The organism is Pseudomonas sp. GM17 (assembly GCF_000282175.2).
GTDB lineage: Bacteria > Pseudomonadota > Gammaproteobacteria > Pseudomonadales > Pseudomonadaceae > Aquipseudomonas > Aquipseudomonas chlororaphis.
Map to the genome: position 1 here is coordinate 3,150,743 of NZ_CP124732.1, position 14,683 is coordinate 3,165,425.

The following is a 14,683-nucleotide window of genomic DNA, read 5'->3' on the forward strand; positions in this document are numbered from 1 at the left end:
GCTACATGTCCAGATCCTTGCGTTGCTGTGTTCCCTTTGCCCTGGCCCTGTTGTGCACCGCGGTTGCGGCCGCACCGCAGAGCCTCACCGTCATCTCCTTTGGCGGTGCCACCAAGCAGGCCCAGGACAAGGCCTACTTCCAACCTTTCACCGCCAGCGGCGCAGGACGCGTGGTCGCCGGCGAATACAACGGTGAGCTGTCGAAAATCAAGGCCATGGTCGATGTCGGCCATACCAGCTGGGACGTGGTCGAAGTCGAAAGCCCGGAGCTGCTGCGTGGCTGTGACGAAGGCTTGTTCGAACGCCTCGACCCGGCGCGCTTCGGCGACCCGGCGCGGTTCGTCCCGGGGACCCTGAGCGAATGCGGCGTGGCCACCTATGTCTGGTCGATGGTCATGGCCTACGACCAGGACAAGCTGGCCAAGGCGCCGACCTCCTGGGCGGACTTCTGGAACGTCGCCGACTTCCCCGGCAAGCGCGGCTTGCGCAAGGGCGCCAAGTACACCCTGGAAATCGCCTTGCTCGCCGACGGGGTCAAGCCGGACCAGCTGTACCAGGTGCTGGGTACTCCCGAGGGCGTGACCCGGGCGTTCGCCAAGCTCGATCAGATCAAGGGCAATATCCAGTGGTGGGAGGCGGGCGCGCAGCCGCCGCAATGGCTGATCGCCGGGGACGTGGTGATGAGCGCGGCCTACAACGGGCGGATCGCCTCGGCGCAGAAGGAAGGCATGAAACTGAGCATCGTCTGGCCGCAAAGCCTGTACGACCCGGAGTACTGGGCGGTGGTCAAGGGCACGCCGAACAAGGCGCTGGCCGAAGACTTCATCGCCTTCGCCAGCCAGCCGCAGACCCAGAAGGTGTTCTCCGAGGAGATCCCCTACGGGCCGGTGCACCGTGACGCGCTGGCGCTGCTGCCGGCGGCGGTGCAACGGCAGTTGCCCACCGCCGAGGCCAACCTGGCCGGGGCGCGGGCGGTGGACGCGGAGTTCTGGGTGGACCATGGCGAGGAGCTGGAACAGCGCTTCAACGCCTGGGCGGCGCGCTGAGGTCAATGGCCACCAGCTTCGTAAAGGAGGGCACCCGCTCTTTGTAGGAGCCAGCTTGCTGGCGATAGAGGCAACGCGGTGTGCCTGATGCGACGCTTCGCGAGCAAGCTGCGCTCCTACAGATGCAGATGGGGTATTGGCCGCGAGCCCGGGGCTGGCCTATAACCTGTTCAACCCTGGATAGGCGGGTTGCATTGGCCGCATCGCCGGCAAGCCCGCTCCGGTTATACCTGGGGTGCTATTTCAACCACGCAGCGAACTGCTCCTTGCAGTAATCGACGAACAACTGCGCAGGCTTGGTCAGCTGCGCCCGTTTCAGCCAGCCGGCCACCAGCGCCGAGCCGGTGACATCCTCGGCAATCTCCACACAGACCACTTCCTGGCCGTCATAGGTGCTGTTGCCATGGGGCCTGGTCACCAGCAAGGCAAAGCCGAACCCCTGGCCGACCATGCCGCGCACCATCTCGATCGACGGCGAGCCGAAGACGATATTCGGCGTCAGTTGCAACTCCTCGAAGATGCTCACGAAGTAGGTGCGGCTGGGCTGCACATCCAGCAGGATCATCGGCTCCAGGACCAGGTCGCGCAGCGACACCTGGGCCTGCCCGGCAAAACGGTGCCCGGCCGGCACCAGGGCATACGGCCGTTGCGGCGCCATCAGCGCCTCGGTCTCGATGGTGCTGTCCAGGTCGTGCTCGTAGAAGATCGCCAGGTCGAAGCGCCCGCCGGTCAACCCCTGCACCAGCTCCTGCTGCTCGCCGTCCTGCAGGCGGATCTCCACCCCCGGAAAACGCTGGCGAAAGCCGGCGATCAGCCGTGGCAGGTAGAGCGGGGCGACCGTCTCGAAACAACCGATATCGATCTGCCCACACACCACATCGTTGTCGGCCAGGGCGTTCTGCTCGAACTCGTGGGCCATGCGCAGCAGTTCCTGGGCCTTGCGGTAGAAACGCGCGCCACCCGGGGTCAGGGACACGCCCTGGGCGTGATGACGGATCAGCAACTGCACGCCGAAGCTGTCTTCCAGGCCCTTGACCGCGGTGGAGATCGACGGCTGGGCGATATACAGCTTGCGCGACGCCTCGGCGACGCTGCCACATTCGACGGTGGTGACGAAATACTTCAATTGACGCAAGGAATAGGACGCCACAGTGCACCTCTGGCCGATGGTTTTGCTCCACGATACCCGCTCCGCGGACTGGCGCTGCAGCGGATTTTGCTCGGCAGTGGGGATATTTTCGCTGGGTAGGCGCGCAGTGCCGCAAAGGCTTGCAGGTAGAGGTACAGCTTCCAGGTGCCGCCTGGACATGTAGGACTTTTACTTCAAGTTGGGTAGGAGAAATCTTGGTGTACTGGTTATATATCCAGTATTTTCGGGTGATTCCTCTGCCAGCGTGATGCGGAACGAAAAATGGGTGCGTGGACAGAAAATCCAGCTCGGTTAATTTGAAGACCTCTCCTTTGGAAAGGGAGAGTTTCTTAAATCAATGGAGCAATAAACATGAACAAACCACAAACCCAATCACCGCTTCGCCACGGTCGGGTCACCTCCCCAGCCTCCCGCGGCGCAGTCGCCATCGACCTGGGCCTGTTGGGCGGTTGGCAGGTCAATGAGATGGAAGGCGGCAAGAACTTCCCGGCCCTGGCCGCGGGTCCGTTCCCTGCACCGTTCAACACGGACAACCCAAGCGACGTGCCGCCGGCCGATGGCTTCATCCTCAGCGGTGGCAAGACCGATGCCCGGGACTGCGTCAACTTCAGCGATGAGGAGATGAGCAAGAAGCTCGGCCGCGCCTTCACCTGGCCGACGCTCAACGTCAACCCCGGCCAGATCTTCAAGGTGACCTGGCAGTACACCGCGCCACACACCACCCGTGGTTATCGCTGGCTGATCACCAAGGACGGCTGGGATCCGAAACAGCGCATCACCCGCGCTCAACTGGAGGCTCAACCTTTCGCCGAGGACTTCTACCCGCAGGTGCCTTACTACAGCCATGCCGGCGAACTGAAGGCCAAGGTCGATCACGAAGTGAAGCTGCCAGCCAATAAAAAGGGCCGTCACGTGATTGTCCTGATGTGGATCGTGGCCAATACCGGCAACGCCTTCTATCAGGCCTTCGACGTCGACTTCAAATAAGTCTGCGGATCGTCCAAACGTTCTGAAGGATTAGAACATGTCACAGATTGACTTTACCCAACTGAAAACGACGCAGGATGATGCCGCGTCGCGGATGCCGAGCCTGGATGGCAAGAAAATCCTCATGGGCTACTGGCACAACTGGCCGGCCGGCCCCTCGGACGGCTACCAGCGCGGGCAGTTTGCCAATATGAACCTGGAGGATGTGCCCCGGGACTACAACGTGGTGGCCGTGGCGTTCATGAAAGGCAGCGGTATTCCGACGTTCAAGCCGTACAACCTGTCCGATGCCGAGTTTCGTCGCCAGGTGGGCGTGCTGAACAGCCAGGGCAGGGCGGTGCTGATGTCCCTGGGGGGCGCCGACGCTCATATCGCGTTGAACCCGGGCCACGAACAGCCCCTGGCCAATGAAATCATCCGCCTGGTGGAAACCTACGGCTTTGACGGGCTGGACATCGATCTTGAACAGAGTGCGATTGACTCTGCCAGCAACAAGATCGTCCTGCCGGCCGCGCTGAAGCTGGTCAAGGATCACTATGCTGCCGAGGGCAAGCATTTCATCATCAGCATGGCGCCGGAGTTCCCCTACCTGACCGCTGCCGGTCGATACGTCGACTACCTCAAGGCGCTGGAAGGCTACTACGACTTCATCGCGCCGCAGTTCTACAACCAGGGCGGCGATGGCCTCTGGGTTCAGGAGGCCAACAACGGCAAGGGGGCCTGGATCGCCCAGAACAACGACGCCATGAAAGAGGACTTCCTCTATTACCTGACCGAAAGCCTGGTGAGTGGTACTCGCGGTTTCACCAGGATTGCCGCTGACAAATTCGTCATTGGCCTGCCCGCCAACGTCGATGCCGCGGCCACCGGATACGTGGTCAACCCGGCGGCCGTTGCCAATGCGTTCAAACGCCTCCATGCCAAAGGGCTGTCGATCAAGGGCCTGATGACCTGGTCGGTCAACTGGGACAGCGGGGTCAACAAGGACCACGTGCCCTACAACCAGGAATTCAGCCGGCGCTACGGGTCGTTGATCAACGGTGGCAAGCTGTCCTCCTCAACCCAGGATGAGTCCCACCCACAGACCGCCCTCTAGCATTCGATCAAGGAGACATCCGGCAGACGTGCCGGATGCTCGACAGTCAAGCCTGTTGACTTGATCGCTGAGGGCAAGCAATGAAAATCCGATGCCGCAAGGCATCGGATTTTTTTTGGCTTTCAAGATGGGGGCCATCCACCAGGTCCTGGCAGAGGACGGCAGCGTGGAGGGCCCGACTATCGGGCCATTGCAACTGCTGCGCATCAGTGCCGGCGACATGCTTGCCTAGGCGCTCAACTGATGAAGATGATCTTCGACACCAGTTCTGCGCTGTTCTTGGCCTGAAGTTTCTTCATCAGCCGGGCGCGGTGGACTTCCACTGTGCGGTGGGAAATGCCCAGCTTGCGTGCCACTTCCTTGCAGGTCAGGCCATTGACGATATGCAGCGAGATTTCCCGTTCGCGTGGGGTCAACTGGATCATCGGCGCCGGTTGGCGGTCCAGGCGCTCGAAATGCCAGACCATCAGCTTGAACGGGTCCTCGGCCGTCAGGGAAAAACCGTGGGCGCGGGCCCAGAACACCTCGCCGTTGCGATGCTGCATGAAGCGTTCATCGGAGTAGAAGGTGCCGGGTCCGTTGCGCAGCCAGTGCTCGCTGCGTTCGCCGATGCTCTGGTAGTCGGCCTGGGAGGGGTACAACAGCAGGGTCAGGTGGCCTTGCAAGTGTTCGCGCTCGTAGCCGAACAGGCGTACGAAGGCCTGGTTGCAGTCGAGCATCCGGCGATGTCCGGTGATCATCTGCGGTGCGGGGGAAACCTGGAAGGCCAGGCGCTCGAGGTCCTGGAATTGCTGGGCGTGTAGGGTCATCAGGCATCCTGCCTCGGGTTTATCGGCGCGCCCCTTTTTTGGGGGGCGGGGGACTACTTACTGCCGTACGTAGTTCCCCCAACTAGCGTGTGATTCGGGTGTTGAATCATTGTATGGAATACCCGCTTCAAGGAAGAAGAAAATCACATGGTTCATGATTCCGTATCCATCGTCGCTGCCGCCCATAGTCCTTTCGGTCGTCTGGACGGCCTGAACCTCGAGGACCTGATCGTCCAGGTTACCCGCGAGGCCCTGGCAGACGCTGAGATCGAGGCTGCACAAATCGACGCGCTGTTTCTCGGGCACTTCAACGCCGGCCTGGTGGCGGACGGTTTTCCCGCCTCGCTGATGCTCCAGGCCGATCCGCAACTGCGCTTCAAGCCCGCCACTCGCTGCGAGAACGCCTGCGCCTCCGGTTCGGCGGCGATCCAGGCCGGGATCAACGCGATCCGCAGCGGCGCCGCCGAACTGGTACTGGTGGTCGGCGCGGAGAAAATGACCGGCAACAGTACCGTCGAAGTCACCCGGGCCCTGGCCGGCGCCGGCTACCAGAACGCCCTCCAGGAGGCCGGCATGAGTTTCGCCCAGCTTTTTGGCCGGGTGGCGCAGCAGTACGCCGACCGCTACCACAGCCCGTTGTCCTCGATGGCCATGATCGCGGTGAAAAACCATGCCAATGCCATGGCCAACCCCCTGGCACAGATGCACCGCGTGATGGATTTTGAACACTGCAACAACGTTTCCCAGGGCAACCCGCTGATCGCGCCGCCACTGCGCCTGACCGACTGCTCGTTGATCAGTGACGGTGCGGCGGCGATCATCCTGGCCTCGCCCCAGCGCGCCCGTTCGATGCGACGCCAGGTGGCGATTCGTGCCATGACCCAGGTGAACGACTTCCTGCCCTTGTCGCGCCGCGACATGCTGGCCTTCGAGGGGCCGCGCCGGGCCATCCACGGGGCCCTGCGCCAGGCCGGCGTGACCCTCGGCGACCTGAGTTTCGCTGAGGTACACGACTGCTTCACCATCGCTGAATTGCTGATCTACGAAGCCATGGGCCTGGCGCCCAGGGGCGAGGGGCACCGAGCCCTCGACGACGGCACCGTGCGCCAGGGCGGACGCCTGCCGGTGAACCTGTCCGGCGGGCTCAAGGCCAAGGGGCATCCGGTGGGGGCCACCGGGGTATCGATGCATGCCCTGGGCTTTGCCCAACTGATCGGCAAACCCATCGGCCTGGGTGTGCCAGGTGCCGAGTTCGGCTTGCTGTTCAACATGGGCGGCATGGCGGTGGCCAACTACGCCAGCGTCCTGCAAGCGGTCAAGGTCTGAGGATGAACATCGCCCATTGGCTGCGCGATGCGGCCCAGCGCTGGCCGCGGCGGGGAGCTCTGTTCGAGGGCCGCCGCCAGGTCGCCGACTACCAGGCGTTTGCCGAGCAGGCCAGGGCACGCGCCCTGCAACTGCGCCACGAGTACGGCATTGAGCCTGGCGACCGAGTGGCGCTGCTGCTGAAGAACAGCTGCGGTTATCTCGAACTGTTGTACGCCATCTGGTGGAGCGGGGCGGTGGCGGTTCCGATCAACAGCAAGTTGCATGCACTGGAAGCCACCTGGATTGCCGGCAATGCCGGGGCCCGGCTGATCTACACCGATGAGGGCCAGAGCTTCGACACCGCGACCCTGCCGGCCGGCTGCCGCGAACTGGCCGCGCCCGGGCTGGCCGTGCAAGGCCGGGTGCCGGGTGATGAACTGGTAGAGCCGCACCTGCGGGAGGACAGCGACCTGGCCTGGCTGTTCTACACCTCCGGGACCACTGGCCGCCCCAAGGGGGTGATGTTGTCCCATGGCAACCTGATCGCCATGTCCTTGTGCTATCCGCTGGACGTGGACCCGGTGGCCGCTGATGACGCAGTGGTCTATGCCGCGCCGATGTCTCACGGCGCCGGCCTCTACAACTTCATCCATGTGCGCTGTGGTACGCGGCATGTGGTGCCGACGTCCCAGGGGTTCCAGGCGGCGGAATTGTTCGAGCTGGCGCAGGCGCTGGGCCAGGTCAGCCTGTTTGCCGCGCCGACCATGCTCAAGCGCATGGTGCAGCAGGCCCGGCAGCAGGGCTATTGCGGCGAAGGGATCAAGACCATCGTCTACGGCGGCGGCCCGATGTACCTGGCGGATCTCGCCCAGGCCCTGGACACCTTCGGCCCGCGGTTGGTGCAGATCTACGGCCAGGGCGAATGCCCAATGACCATCAGCGCCCTGTCCAGGGAGACCATTGCCGACCGCGGCCATGCTGACTGGCCGACCATTGCTGCCTCGGTAGGGCGTGCCCACGCCTGCGTTGAGGTGCGCGTGGTGGATACTGCGGGCCAACCCCTGGCTGCCGGAGAGAGGGGGATAATCGCCGTGCGCGGGGCTGTGGTGATGCAGGGGTACTGGGATAATCCGCAAGCCACCCGGGAGGCCCTGGTGGACGGCTGGCTGCTCACCGGTGACATCGGTTTCCTGAATGAGCGGGGTTACCTGACCCTGACCGATCGCAGCAAGGATGTGATCATCTCCGGCGGCAGTAACATCTACCCGCGGGAAGTCGAGGAAGTGCTGATCCAGCACCCCGAGGTATTCGAAGTGTGCGTGGTGGGGGAGGCCGACCCGCAGTGGGGCGAGTCGGTGGTGGCCTTCGTGGTCCTGCGTTCGCCCGGCAACCTCGATGCGCAGGCGCTCAACCATTGGTTCCTGGCGCGCATGGCCTCGTTCAAAAAGCCGAAGAAGTACCTGTTTTGCGCCGAGCTGCCCAAGAACAGCTATGGCAAGATTCTCAAGACCCGCTTACGCCAGTGGTTGCAGGACCCCACCGGGCCCTTGAGCAACCTCTGAAGCGCGGCATTTCATGGATAGCACTACGACAGGAGTCCCCACGATGGGCGTGCCACCTTCCAACCCCCAGCGCCAGCGGCGCCGGGCCTTCATCGGCGCCACTTCCGGCCACTTGATCGAGTGGTACGACTATGGCGTCTACGGTTTCCTGGCCTTGTACATCGGCAAGGCCTTCTTCGTTTCCGACGATCCCACCAGCAGCCTTCTGGCAAGCTTCGCAGCCTTTGCCCTGAGCTTCTTCATCCGGCCCCTGGGCGGCCTGTTCTTCGGCCCCCTGGCCGACAAGATCGGCCGACGCAAGACCCTGATCACGGTGCTGGTGATGATGGCCGGCTCCACCTGCCTGCTGGGCCTGTTACCGACCTACGCGAGCATCGGCATCGCCGCGCCGGTGATCCTGGTGCTGGTCCGCTGTGTGCAGGGTTTCTCTGCCGGTGGCGAGATCGGCACCATCACCAGCTTCATTTCCGAATACGCCAGCCCAGGGCGCCGGGGATTCGCCACCTGCTGGCTGATGGTCACCGCTGTGCTCGGCCTGCTCCTGGGCGGCGCCGTGGCCAACGGCATGACTTGGGCCCTGGGCGCCGAACTGATGCAGGACTGGGGCTGGCGGATCCCGTTCCTGATCGCAGGCCCCCTGGGCTTCATCTCGCTGTATATCCGCCTGAAGCTGGAGGACAGTCCGGAATTCCTGGCCTTGCTGCAGGCCGGGCAGACCTCCAAGGCGCCGCTGCACGAGGTTTGGCAGTGGAAGCGCTCGATCGCCCTGGTGTTCTTCATCATCACCCTGCACAGCTCGATCTTCTACCTGGTGCTGACCTTCGCCTCGACCTACATGTCCAACACCCTCAAGTTCGACAGTGGCACGACCTTGCTCTATGTATTCGTCGCCAGTCTCTCGGCGGCGGTGGTCATGCCCCTCGGCGGTGCCTTCACCGATCGTTACGGGCGCAAGCCTTTCCTGATGGTGATCGGTACTCTGGCGACCCTGGCCATGTACTGGTTCTTCAAGGCCGCGCCCAACGCGACCCCGGCCACCTTGTTCTGGCCGCTGATGGCCGTGGCGATCCTGTTCGGGCTCTATGCGTCCTCGACCTACGCCCTGATGAGCGAGCTGCTGCCGACCCGCATCCGCTCCACCGGCATCGCCGTGGCCTACAACATCCCGGTGGCGGTGTTCGGCGGCAGCGCGCCGCTGATTTCCACCTGGCTGATCAAGCTCACTGGCGACATCACTGCGCCCTGGTACTTCTACGTGGCGACCGGGATCGCGTCGCTGCTGGCCCTGGTAGTGCTACGCAAGGAGGACTTCGTCGCCTGTACCCACGACGTCCGGCACCAGGGCCGTGGGGCTGCGCAACTCCTGGTCAATCCGCAAGCTTGAGCCCACCTGTCAGCGCCGGCCCCGGCCGACTGGCGTCACCCGGCCGTGTATCGCGGCCTGGCGGCCAGGACGTCGGTATGGGTCAGTGGTGGGCAATGGCGTCGGGCGGGTCGAGCGCATAGCTGCAACGCTCGGTGTCAGCCCAGAAACAGAAAAGTCCCGCGAGCGGCCAGTCAGGACTGGCCCCTTTTGCCTATGGCAGACGATCCGGTTTGTGTAGGGATCAAAGGCTATCGGGGTCGCCGAAGAACATCTGAATCCGCGAGCGCAGCCAGCGTTCGCCCGGGTCGTTGTCCTGGGAGCCGCGCCAGGCCATGTGCAGTTCGAAGGTGCGCACCGGCAGGGGCGGGTCTTCGGCGCGCACGCCGCCGGCGGCGGTCAGGGCTTCGGCGGTGTAGTCCGGCACGGTGGCGACGATGTCGGTGCCGGTGAGCAGGGTGCTCAGGCCGTTGAACTGCGGCACAGCGAGCACCACGTGACGCTTGCGCCCGAGTTTTTCCAGTTCTTCATCGATAAAACCGCTGAGGTCGCCGGCGAACGACACCAGGGCGTGGGGGCGGGCGCAGAAGTCGTCGAGGCTCAGGGCGCCGGGCATGCTGTCGGCCCGCAGCAGCTTGGGCAGGCTGCGGCGCAGCACCTTGCGCTTGGCGTTGGCCGGCAGGTCCTGGGTGTAGCTGACGCCGATGGAAATCTCGCCGGAGGCCAGCAGGGCCGGCATCAGCAGGTAGTTGGCGCGGCGCACCACCAGCACGATCCCCGGCGCTTCGGCGCGCAGGCGCTTGAGCAGCATCGGCAGCAGGGCGAACTCGACGTCGTCGGACAGGCCGATGCGGAACACCGCGGTGCTGGTCGCCGGGTCGAACTCGGCGGCGCGGCTGACCGCGGTGGAGATCGAGTCGAGGGCGGGCGAGAGCAGGGCGAAGATTTCCACCGCCCGGGCCGACGGCTCCATGCTGCGCCCGGTGCGCACGAACAGCGGATCGTCGAACAGGCTGCGCAGGCGCGACAGCGCCGCACTGATGGCCGGCTGGCCGAGGAAGAGTTTCTCCGCCGCCCGGGTCACGCTGCGTTCATGCATTAATGTTTCGAACACGATCAACAGGTTCAGGTCGACACGACGCAGGTCATTACGATTCATCTTGAGTCCTGGCAGAGTCAGCAAACTTGACGAGAGCGGCCATATGAGAACAATGGCCGGCATGAATCTTACGGGGAAAGGCTGCTACTCTGCACCGGCTAATTGTTTTTTCCTGTAAGGAACCCTTCGCTCTGGCACGCTGTTTCCCCGTTGTTGCAGGTGCTGCGGAATCAATGACAGGCATGTCGACTATTAATAGTCACTGATGGTCTTGGCCGGAAAGCCCAGATAGAGTTCAGGGCATTAGAGGTTACTTTGACGAGGTTTGCGATGTCCCGCACGATCCGTTTTCACAAGTTTGGTCCGGCCGAGGTGCTCAAGTGCGAAGAGCATGCGGCCGCTCTGCCTGCGCCAGGCGAAGTGCAGGTGCGTGTCGAAGCGATCGGCATCAGTTGGTACGACGTCCTTTGGCGCCAGAACCTGGCGTCTTCCCATGCCCGCCTGCCTTCCGGCCTTGGCCATGAGATGGCCGGCGTGGTGACTGCGGTCGGCGAAGGTGTCGACGACCTGGCCATTGGCGACAAGGTTGCCAGCTTCCCGGCCGAAAGCCCGAACGATTATCCGGTCTATGGCGAGCTGATTGTCCTGCCACGCTCGGCGTTGACCCGCTATCCCGATGTGCTCAGCCCGGTGGAGGCCGCGGTGCATTACACGCCGCTGCTGGTGGCCTACTTTGCCTATGTCGACCTGGCGCGGGTCAAGCCCGGGCAGTTCGCCCTGGTCACCGATGCCAGCCACTGCGCCGGTCCGTCCTTTGTCCAGCTGGGCAAGGCGCTCGGAGTGCGGGTGATTGCCGCGACCAAGACCGCTGAAGAGCGTGAGTACCTGCTGTCCCTGGGGGCCGAGAAAGTCATCGTCACCGAAGAGCAGGACCTGCTCATGCAGATCAACAAATACACCGACAATCGTGGTGTCAACGTGGTGTTCGATGGCCTCGGCGGTCCGCAGATGTCGATGCTCGGCGACGTCCTGGCGCCGCGCGGCAGCCTGGTGCTGTATGGCCTGCAAGGCGGCAACCAGACGCCGTTCCCGGCCTGCGCGGCGTTCCAGAAGAACATCCAGTTCTTCGTGCACTGCATCGGCAACTTCACTGGCAAGCCCGAGCTGGGCATCATCCAGGACCAGGTGGCCTTGCAGCGCGCCTTGCGCGACATCAACCAGCTGACGGCGGACCGTGTACTGCTGCCGCTCAAGACCCGGATCTTCCCGTTCAACGAGTTCGTCGAAGCCCACCGCTACATGGACGAGTGTCCTTGCCGCGAACGGGTCGCACTGCAGGTCGAACCGGCCTGATCCTGACGCCAGGGTTCGCCATCGCGCACTCTGGCGTTTCTGTCTTCGCGGTCACTCCCTTCTTTATTCCCGCCTCGATCCTGAGCAGCCTCTGTGCAGCAGCCGACCATGGCCTAGCTGCGCCTGCTTATTGTGCAAGCCTCCACGGATAGATCCCGTCGCGTTGTGGTCAAACTGCCAGTAAACTGCGCAGCACTCACCGAACCATCCATTTCCCGAGGTTTTGCATGACACTCAGTCCTTTTGCGGGCAAACCGGCACCGACAGAATTGCTGGTCGATCTTCCGCGACTGGTAACGGCCTACTACACCGGCCAGCCCGATGCCGCCATCTCTACCCAGCGGGTCGCCTTCGGTACCTCGGGGCATCGTGGCAGCTCGTTCGACCTGAGTTTCAATGAATGGCATGTCCTCGCCATCAGCCAGGCGATCTGCCTGTATCGCCAGGCCCAGGGTATCGATGGCCCGCTGTTCGTCGGCATCGATACCCACGCCTTGTCCACCCCGGCCGGTGCCAGCGCCCTGGAAGTGCTGGCCGCCAACGGCGTGACCGTGATGATTGCCACGGGTGACGAGTACACCCCGACGCCGGCGGTGTCCCATGCGATTCTCTGCTACAACCGTGGCCGCAGCAGCGGCCTGGCCGACGGCATCGTGATCACCCCGTCGCACAACCCGCCACAAAGCGGTGGCTACAAGTACAACCCCACCAACGGCGGCCCGGCCGATACCCACATCACCAAGTGGATCGAAGCCAAGGCCAACGAACTGCTGGCCAACAAGCTGGCCGGTGTGAAGCGCATCAGCTACGAGCAGGCCCTGAAGGCCGACACCACCCATCGTCACGACTACGTCAACAGCTATGTCGCCGACCTGATCAACGTCATCGACCTGGACGCTATCCGCAACGCCAAGCTGCGCCTGGGCGTCGATCCGCTGGGCGGAGCAGGGGTGCGCTACTGGTCGGCGATTGCCGAGCACTATCGCCTGGATCTGGAAGTGGTCAACAAGGAAGTCGATGCCACCTTCCGTTTCATGTCCGTCGACTGGGATGGCCAGATCCGCATGGACCCGTCGTCCAGCTATGCGATGCAAGGCCTGATCGGCCTGAAGAATCGTTTCGACGTGGCCTTCGGCTGCGACCCGGACCACGACCGCCACGGTATCGTGACCCCGACTGGCGGCCTGCTGGCGCCGAATAATTACCTGGCGGTGGCCATCGACTACCTGTTCCAGAACCGCCCGCACTGGCGCGCCGACGCGGCCGTGGGCAAGACCGTGGTCAGCAGTGGCCTGATCGACCGCGTGGCGGCGCGCCTGGGCCGTCGCCTGTACGAAGTGCCGGTGGGCTTCAAGTGGTTCGCCGACGGCCTGTTCGACGGCTCCCTCGGCTTTGGCGGTGAAGAGAGCGCCGGCGCATCGTTCCTGCGCAAGGACGGTGGCGTCTGGAGCACCGACAAGGACGGCCTGATCCCGGCCTTGCTGGCCGCGGAAATGACCGCCCGCACCGGCCGCGACCCGAGCCAGGCCTACCGTGCCTTGTGCGACGAGTTGGGCGAGCCGTTCTCGGTGCGCGTCGATGCCAAGGCCAACCCGCAGCAGAAGGCGCTGCTCGGCAAGTTGTCGCCGGAGCAGGTGACCTCGACCCAGCTGGCCGGCGAAAGCATCCAGAAGATCCTCAGCCACGCGCCGGGCAACGACCAGGCGATCGGCGGCCTCAAGGTCATGACCGAGAACGGCTGGTTCGCCGCGCGTCCATCGGGCACCGAAGACATCTACAAGATCTACGCCGAGAGTTTTATCGGCGACGATCACCTGAAGCAATTGGTGCAGGAAGCGCAGACCCTGGTGGACGGCGCGATCAGCGGCTGATCCAGCGGCGTTTCACGGCAGACGAAAAAGGGGCGACCAGAAGGTCGCCCCTTTTTATTGCGGCTGTGTCTTGTAGGAGCGAGGCTTGCCCGCGCTGGCTGCCGATAGAGCGACAGCCATCTTCAACTGGAGCGGAGTCAGCTTCAGGGCTGCTTTGCAACCCATCGCGAGCAAGCTTCGCTCCTACAGAAACGGAGCATTGCTTCGCTATCTCAAGCCAGGTCAACCAGGACGATTTCGCTGTCCTCGAGGGCGGTGACCCGCAGCAGGCGCTCGTCCTCGATCGCGACACCGTCTCGAGCTTCGGCGCGCAAGCCATTGACTTCAATCACCCCGGTCGCTGGGACCAGATAGGCCCGACGATCCTTGTCCAGCGGGTATTCGGCGGACTCGCCGGCCTTCAGGTTGGCGGCTATCAGGCGCGCGTCGGCACGAATCCGCAGGCTCTGGTCATCGCCTTGTTTGCCGCTGGCCAGGGTCACGAAACCTTCGCGCTGGCCTTTGGGGAACGGCTTGGCACCCCAGGACGGCGCGGAGCCGGCCTCGTTGGGGATAATCCAGATCTGGAAGATCCTGGTTTCGCCGGCTTCCAGGTTGTATTCGCTGTGGGCAATCCCGGTACCGGCGCTCATCACCTGCACGTCGCCAGCCTCGGTGCGGCCCTGGTTGCCCAGGTTGTCCTGGTGGGTGATAGCACCTTCACGGACGTAGGTGATGATTTCCATGTCCCGGTGCGGGTGCTGCGGAAAACCGCTGCCGGGAGCGATCACGTCGTCGTTCCACACGCGCAGGTTGCCCCAGTTCATGCGTTTGGGGTCGTAGTACTCGGCGAACGAAAAGTGGTGGTGGGCATCCAACCAGCCATGATGGGCGCCGCCCAGGGATTTGAAGGGTCTGAGTTCAAGCATGATCGTCTCCTGTCAGGGTTCGTCATGGGGCGCCTTGGTGGAGCCGCAGAACGAGACCGGTGATTGATGGCGCTCATCATCCATCAGCAAAGCATCGATAAAAAGCGCAAAAACTGCCGTTATCAGATCTA

At 63.4% G+C, this 14,683-nt stretch carries 12 protein-coding genes and 1 pseudogene; 9 read left to right on the forward strand and 4 right to left on the reverse strand.

Annotated features, from left to right (window positions below; translation table 11 throughout):
• Window positions 1-5 precede the first annotated feature (5 nt).
• Window positions 6-1,046 carry a gamma-aminobutyric acid-binding protein gene (locus tag PMI20_RS14395; protein WP_007924822.1) on the forward strand — a complete coding sequence of 347 codons (1,041 nt, stop codon included), beginning with the start codon at window positions 6-8 and terminating at the stop codon, window positions 1,044-1,046.
• 238 nt (window positions 1,047-1,284) lie between these two features.
• On the opposite strand, the gene PMI20_RS14400 is transcribed toward PMI20_RS14395, so the two are convergent.
• Window positions 1,285-2,196: a LysR substrate-binding domain-containing protein gene (locus PMI20_RS14400; RefSeq protein ID WP_007924821.1), complete on the reverse strand. Its 912-nt coding sequence runs from the start codon at window positions 2,194-2,196 to the stop codon at window positions 1,285-1,287.
• A 351-nt stretch (window positions 2,197-2,547) separates the two neighbouring features.
• On the opposite strand from PMI20_RS14400, the gene PMI20_RS14405 reads away from it, so the two are divergent.
• The 3 genes and pseudogenes from PMI20_RS14405 to PMI20_RS14415 all read left to right on the forward strand — a co-directional run bounded on the left by PMI20_RS14405 (window position 2,548) and on the right by PMI20_RS14415 (window position 4,511).
• Window positions 2,548-3,183 (forward strand): lytic polysaccharide monooxygenase auxiliary activity family 9 protein, encoded by a 636-nt coding sequence (locus PMI20_RS14405; protein ID WP_007924820.1) that lies wholly within the window; start codon window positions 2,548-2,550, stop codon window positions 3,181-3,183.
• Window positions 3,184-3,220: 37 nt separating this feature from the next.
• Window positions 3,221-4,231: pseudogene (locus PMI20_RS14410) on the forward strand (chitinase); the annotation flags it as partial.
• A gap of 139 nt (window positions 4,232-4,370) precedes the next feature.
• The gene (locus PMI20_RS14415) at window positions 4,371-4,511 is read left to right on the forward strand and encodes a hypothetical protein (RefSeq protein ID WP_157173148.1); all 141 of its coding nucleotides are present in this window, start codon (window positions 4,371-4,373) and stop codon (window positions 4,509-4,511) included.
• A gap of 4 nt (window positions 4,512-4,515) precedes the next feature.
• Here PMI20_RS14415 and PMI20_RS14420 read toward each other — a convergent pair whose 3' ends face one another.
• Window positions 4,516-5,088 (reverse strand): LuxR C-terminal-related transcriptional regulator, encoded by a 573-nt coding sequence (locus PMI20_RS14420; RefSeq protein WP_007924818.1) that lies wholly within the window; start codon window positions 5,086-5,088, stop codon window positions 4,516-4,518.
• A gap of 147 nt (window positions 5,089-5,235) precedes the next feature.
• On the opposite strand from PMI20_RS14420, the gene PMI20_RS14425 reads away from it, so the two are divergent.
• From PMI20_RS14425 to PMI20_RS14435, 3 genes are read left to right on the forward strand one after another with little or no spacing between them, the layout of a single operon-like run.
• Window positions 5,236-6,414 (forward strand): acetyl-CoA acetyltransferase, encoded by a 1,179-nt coding sequence (locus PMI20_RS14425; protein WP_007924817.1) that lies wholly within the window; start codon window positions 5,236-5,238, stop codon window positions 6,412-6,414.
• A 2-nt stretch (window positions 6,415-6,416) separates the two neighbouring features.
• The gene (locus PMI20_RS14430; protein ID WP_007924816.1) at window positions 6,417-7,958 is read left to right on the forward strand and encodes a class I adenylate-forming enzyme family protein; all 1,542 of its coding nucleotides are present in this window, start codon (window positions 6,417-6,419) and stop codon (window positions 7,956-7,958) included.
• Between the two features lie 43 nt (window positions 7,959-8,001).
• On the forward strand, window positions 8,002-9,342 hold the full coding sequence (locus tag PMI20_RS14435) for an MFS transporter (protein WP_007924815.1): 1,341 nt from the start codon (window positions 8,002-8,004) through the stop codon (window positions 9,340-9,342).
• A gap of 223 nt (window positions 9,343-9,565) precedes the next feature.
• Here the strand turns inward: PMI20_RS14435 and PMI20_RS14440 are convergent, their stop codons facing one another.
• Window positions 9,566-10,480, reverse strand: a complete 915-nt coding sequence (locus PMI20_RS14440) for a LysR family transcriptional regulator (RefSeq protein ID WP_007924813.1) — start codon at window positions 10,478-10,480, stop codon at window positions 9,566-9,568.
• 270 nt (window positions 10,481-10,750) lie between these two features.
• On the opposite strand from PMI20_RS14440, the gene PMI20_RS14445 reads away from it, so the two are divergent.
• Both PMI20_RS14445 and pgm read left to right on the forward strand, forming a co-directional pair.
• On the forward strand, window positions 10,751-11,773 hold the full coding sequence (locus PMI20_RS14445; protein WP_007924812.1) for a zinc-dependent alcohol dehydrogenase family protein: 1,023 nt from the start codon (window positions 10,751-10,753) through the stop codon (window positions 11,771-11,773).
• A gap of 227 nt (window positions 11,774-12,000) precedes the next feature.
• On the forward strand, window positions 12,001-13,644 hold the full coding sequence (gene pgm, locus PMI20_RS14450; RefSeq protein ID WP_007924811.1) for a phosphoglucomutase (alpha-D-glucose-1,6-bisphosphate-dependent): 1,644 nt from the start codon (window positions 12,001-12,003) through the stop codon (window positions 13,642-13,644).
• Window positions 13,645-13,856: 212 nt separating this feature from the next.
• Here pgm and PMI20_RS14455 read toward each other — a convergent pair whose 3' ends face one another.
• Window positions 13,857-14,552 carry a pirin family protein gene (locus PMI20_RS14455; RefSeq protein ID WP_007924810.1) on the reverse strand — a complete coding sequence of 232 codons (696 nt, stop codon included), beginning with the start codon at window positions 14,550-14,552 and terminating at the stop codon, window positions 13,857-13,859.
• Window positions 14,553-14,683: the final 131 nt, after the last annotated feature.

What these genes read in the sequence shown, in the direction of transcription:
- PMI20_RS14395 (WP_007924822.1), top strand. Translation starts at nt 6, where the DNA reads ATGTCCAGATCCTTGCGTTGCTGTGTTCCCTTTGCCCTGGCCCTGTTG.
- PMI20_RS14405 (WP_007924820.1), top strand. Translation starts at nt 2,548, where the DNA reads ATGAACAAACCACAAACCCAATCACCGCTTCGCCACGGTCGGGTCACC.
- PMI20_RS14415 (WP_157173148.1), top strand. Translation starts at nt 4,371, where the DNA reads ATGCCGCAAGGCATCGGATTTTTTTTGGCTTTCAAGATGGGGGCCATC.
- PMI20_RS14420 (WP_007924818.1), bottom strand. Translation starts at nt 5,088, where the DNA reads ATGACCCTACACGCCCAGCAATTCCAGGACCTCGAGCGCCTGGCCTTC.
- PMI20_RS14425 (WP_007924817.1), top strand. Translation starts at nt 5,236, where the DNA reads ATGGTTCATGATTCCGTATCCATCGTCGCTGCCGCCCATAGTCCTTTC.
- PMI20_RS14430 (WP_007924816.1), top strand. Translation starts at nt 6,417, where the DNA reads ATGAACATCGCCCATTGGCTGCGCGATGCGGCCCAGCGCTGGCCGCGG.
- PMI20_RS14435 (WP_007924815.1), top strand. Translation starts at nt 8,002, where the DNA reads ATGGGCGTGCCACCTTCCAACCCCCAGCGCCAGCGGCGCCGGGCCTTC.
- PMI20_RS14440 (WP_007924813.1), bottom strand. Translation starts at nt 10,480, where the DNA reads ATGAATCGTAATGACCTGCGTCGTGTCGACCTGAACCTGTTGATCGTG.
- PMI20_RS14445 (WP_007924812.1), top strand. Translation starts at nt 10,751, where the DNA reads ATGTCCCGCACGATCCGTTTTCACAAGTTTGGTCCGGCCGAGGTGCTC.
- pgm (WP_007924811.1), top strand. Translation starts at nt 12,001, where the DNA reads ATGACACTCAGTCCTTTTGCGGGCAAACCGGCACCGACAGAATTGCTG.
- PMI20_RS14455 (WP_007924810.1), bottom strand. Translation starts at nt 14,552, where the DNA reads ATGCTTGAACTCAGACCCTTCAAATCCCTGGGCGGCGCCCATCATGGC.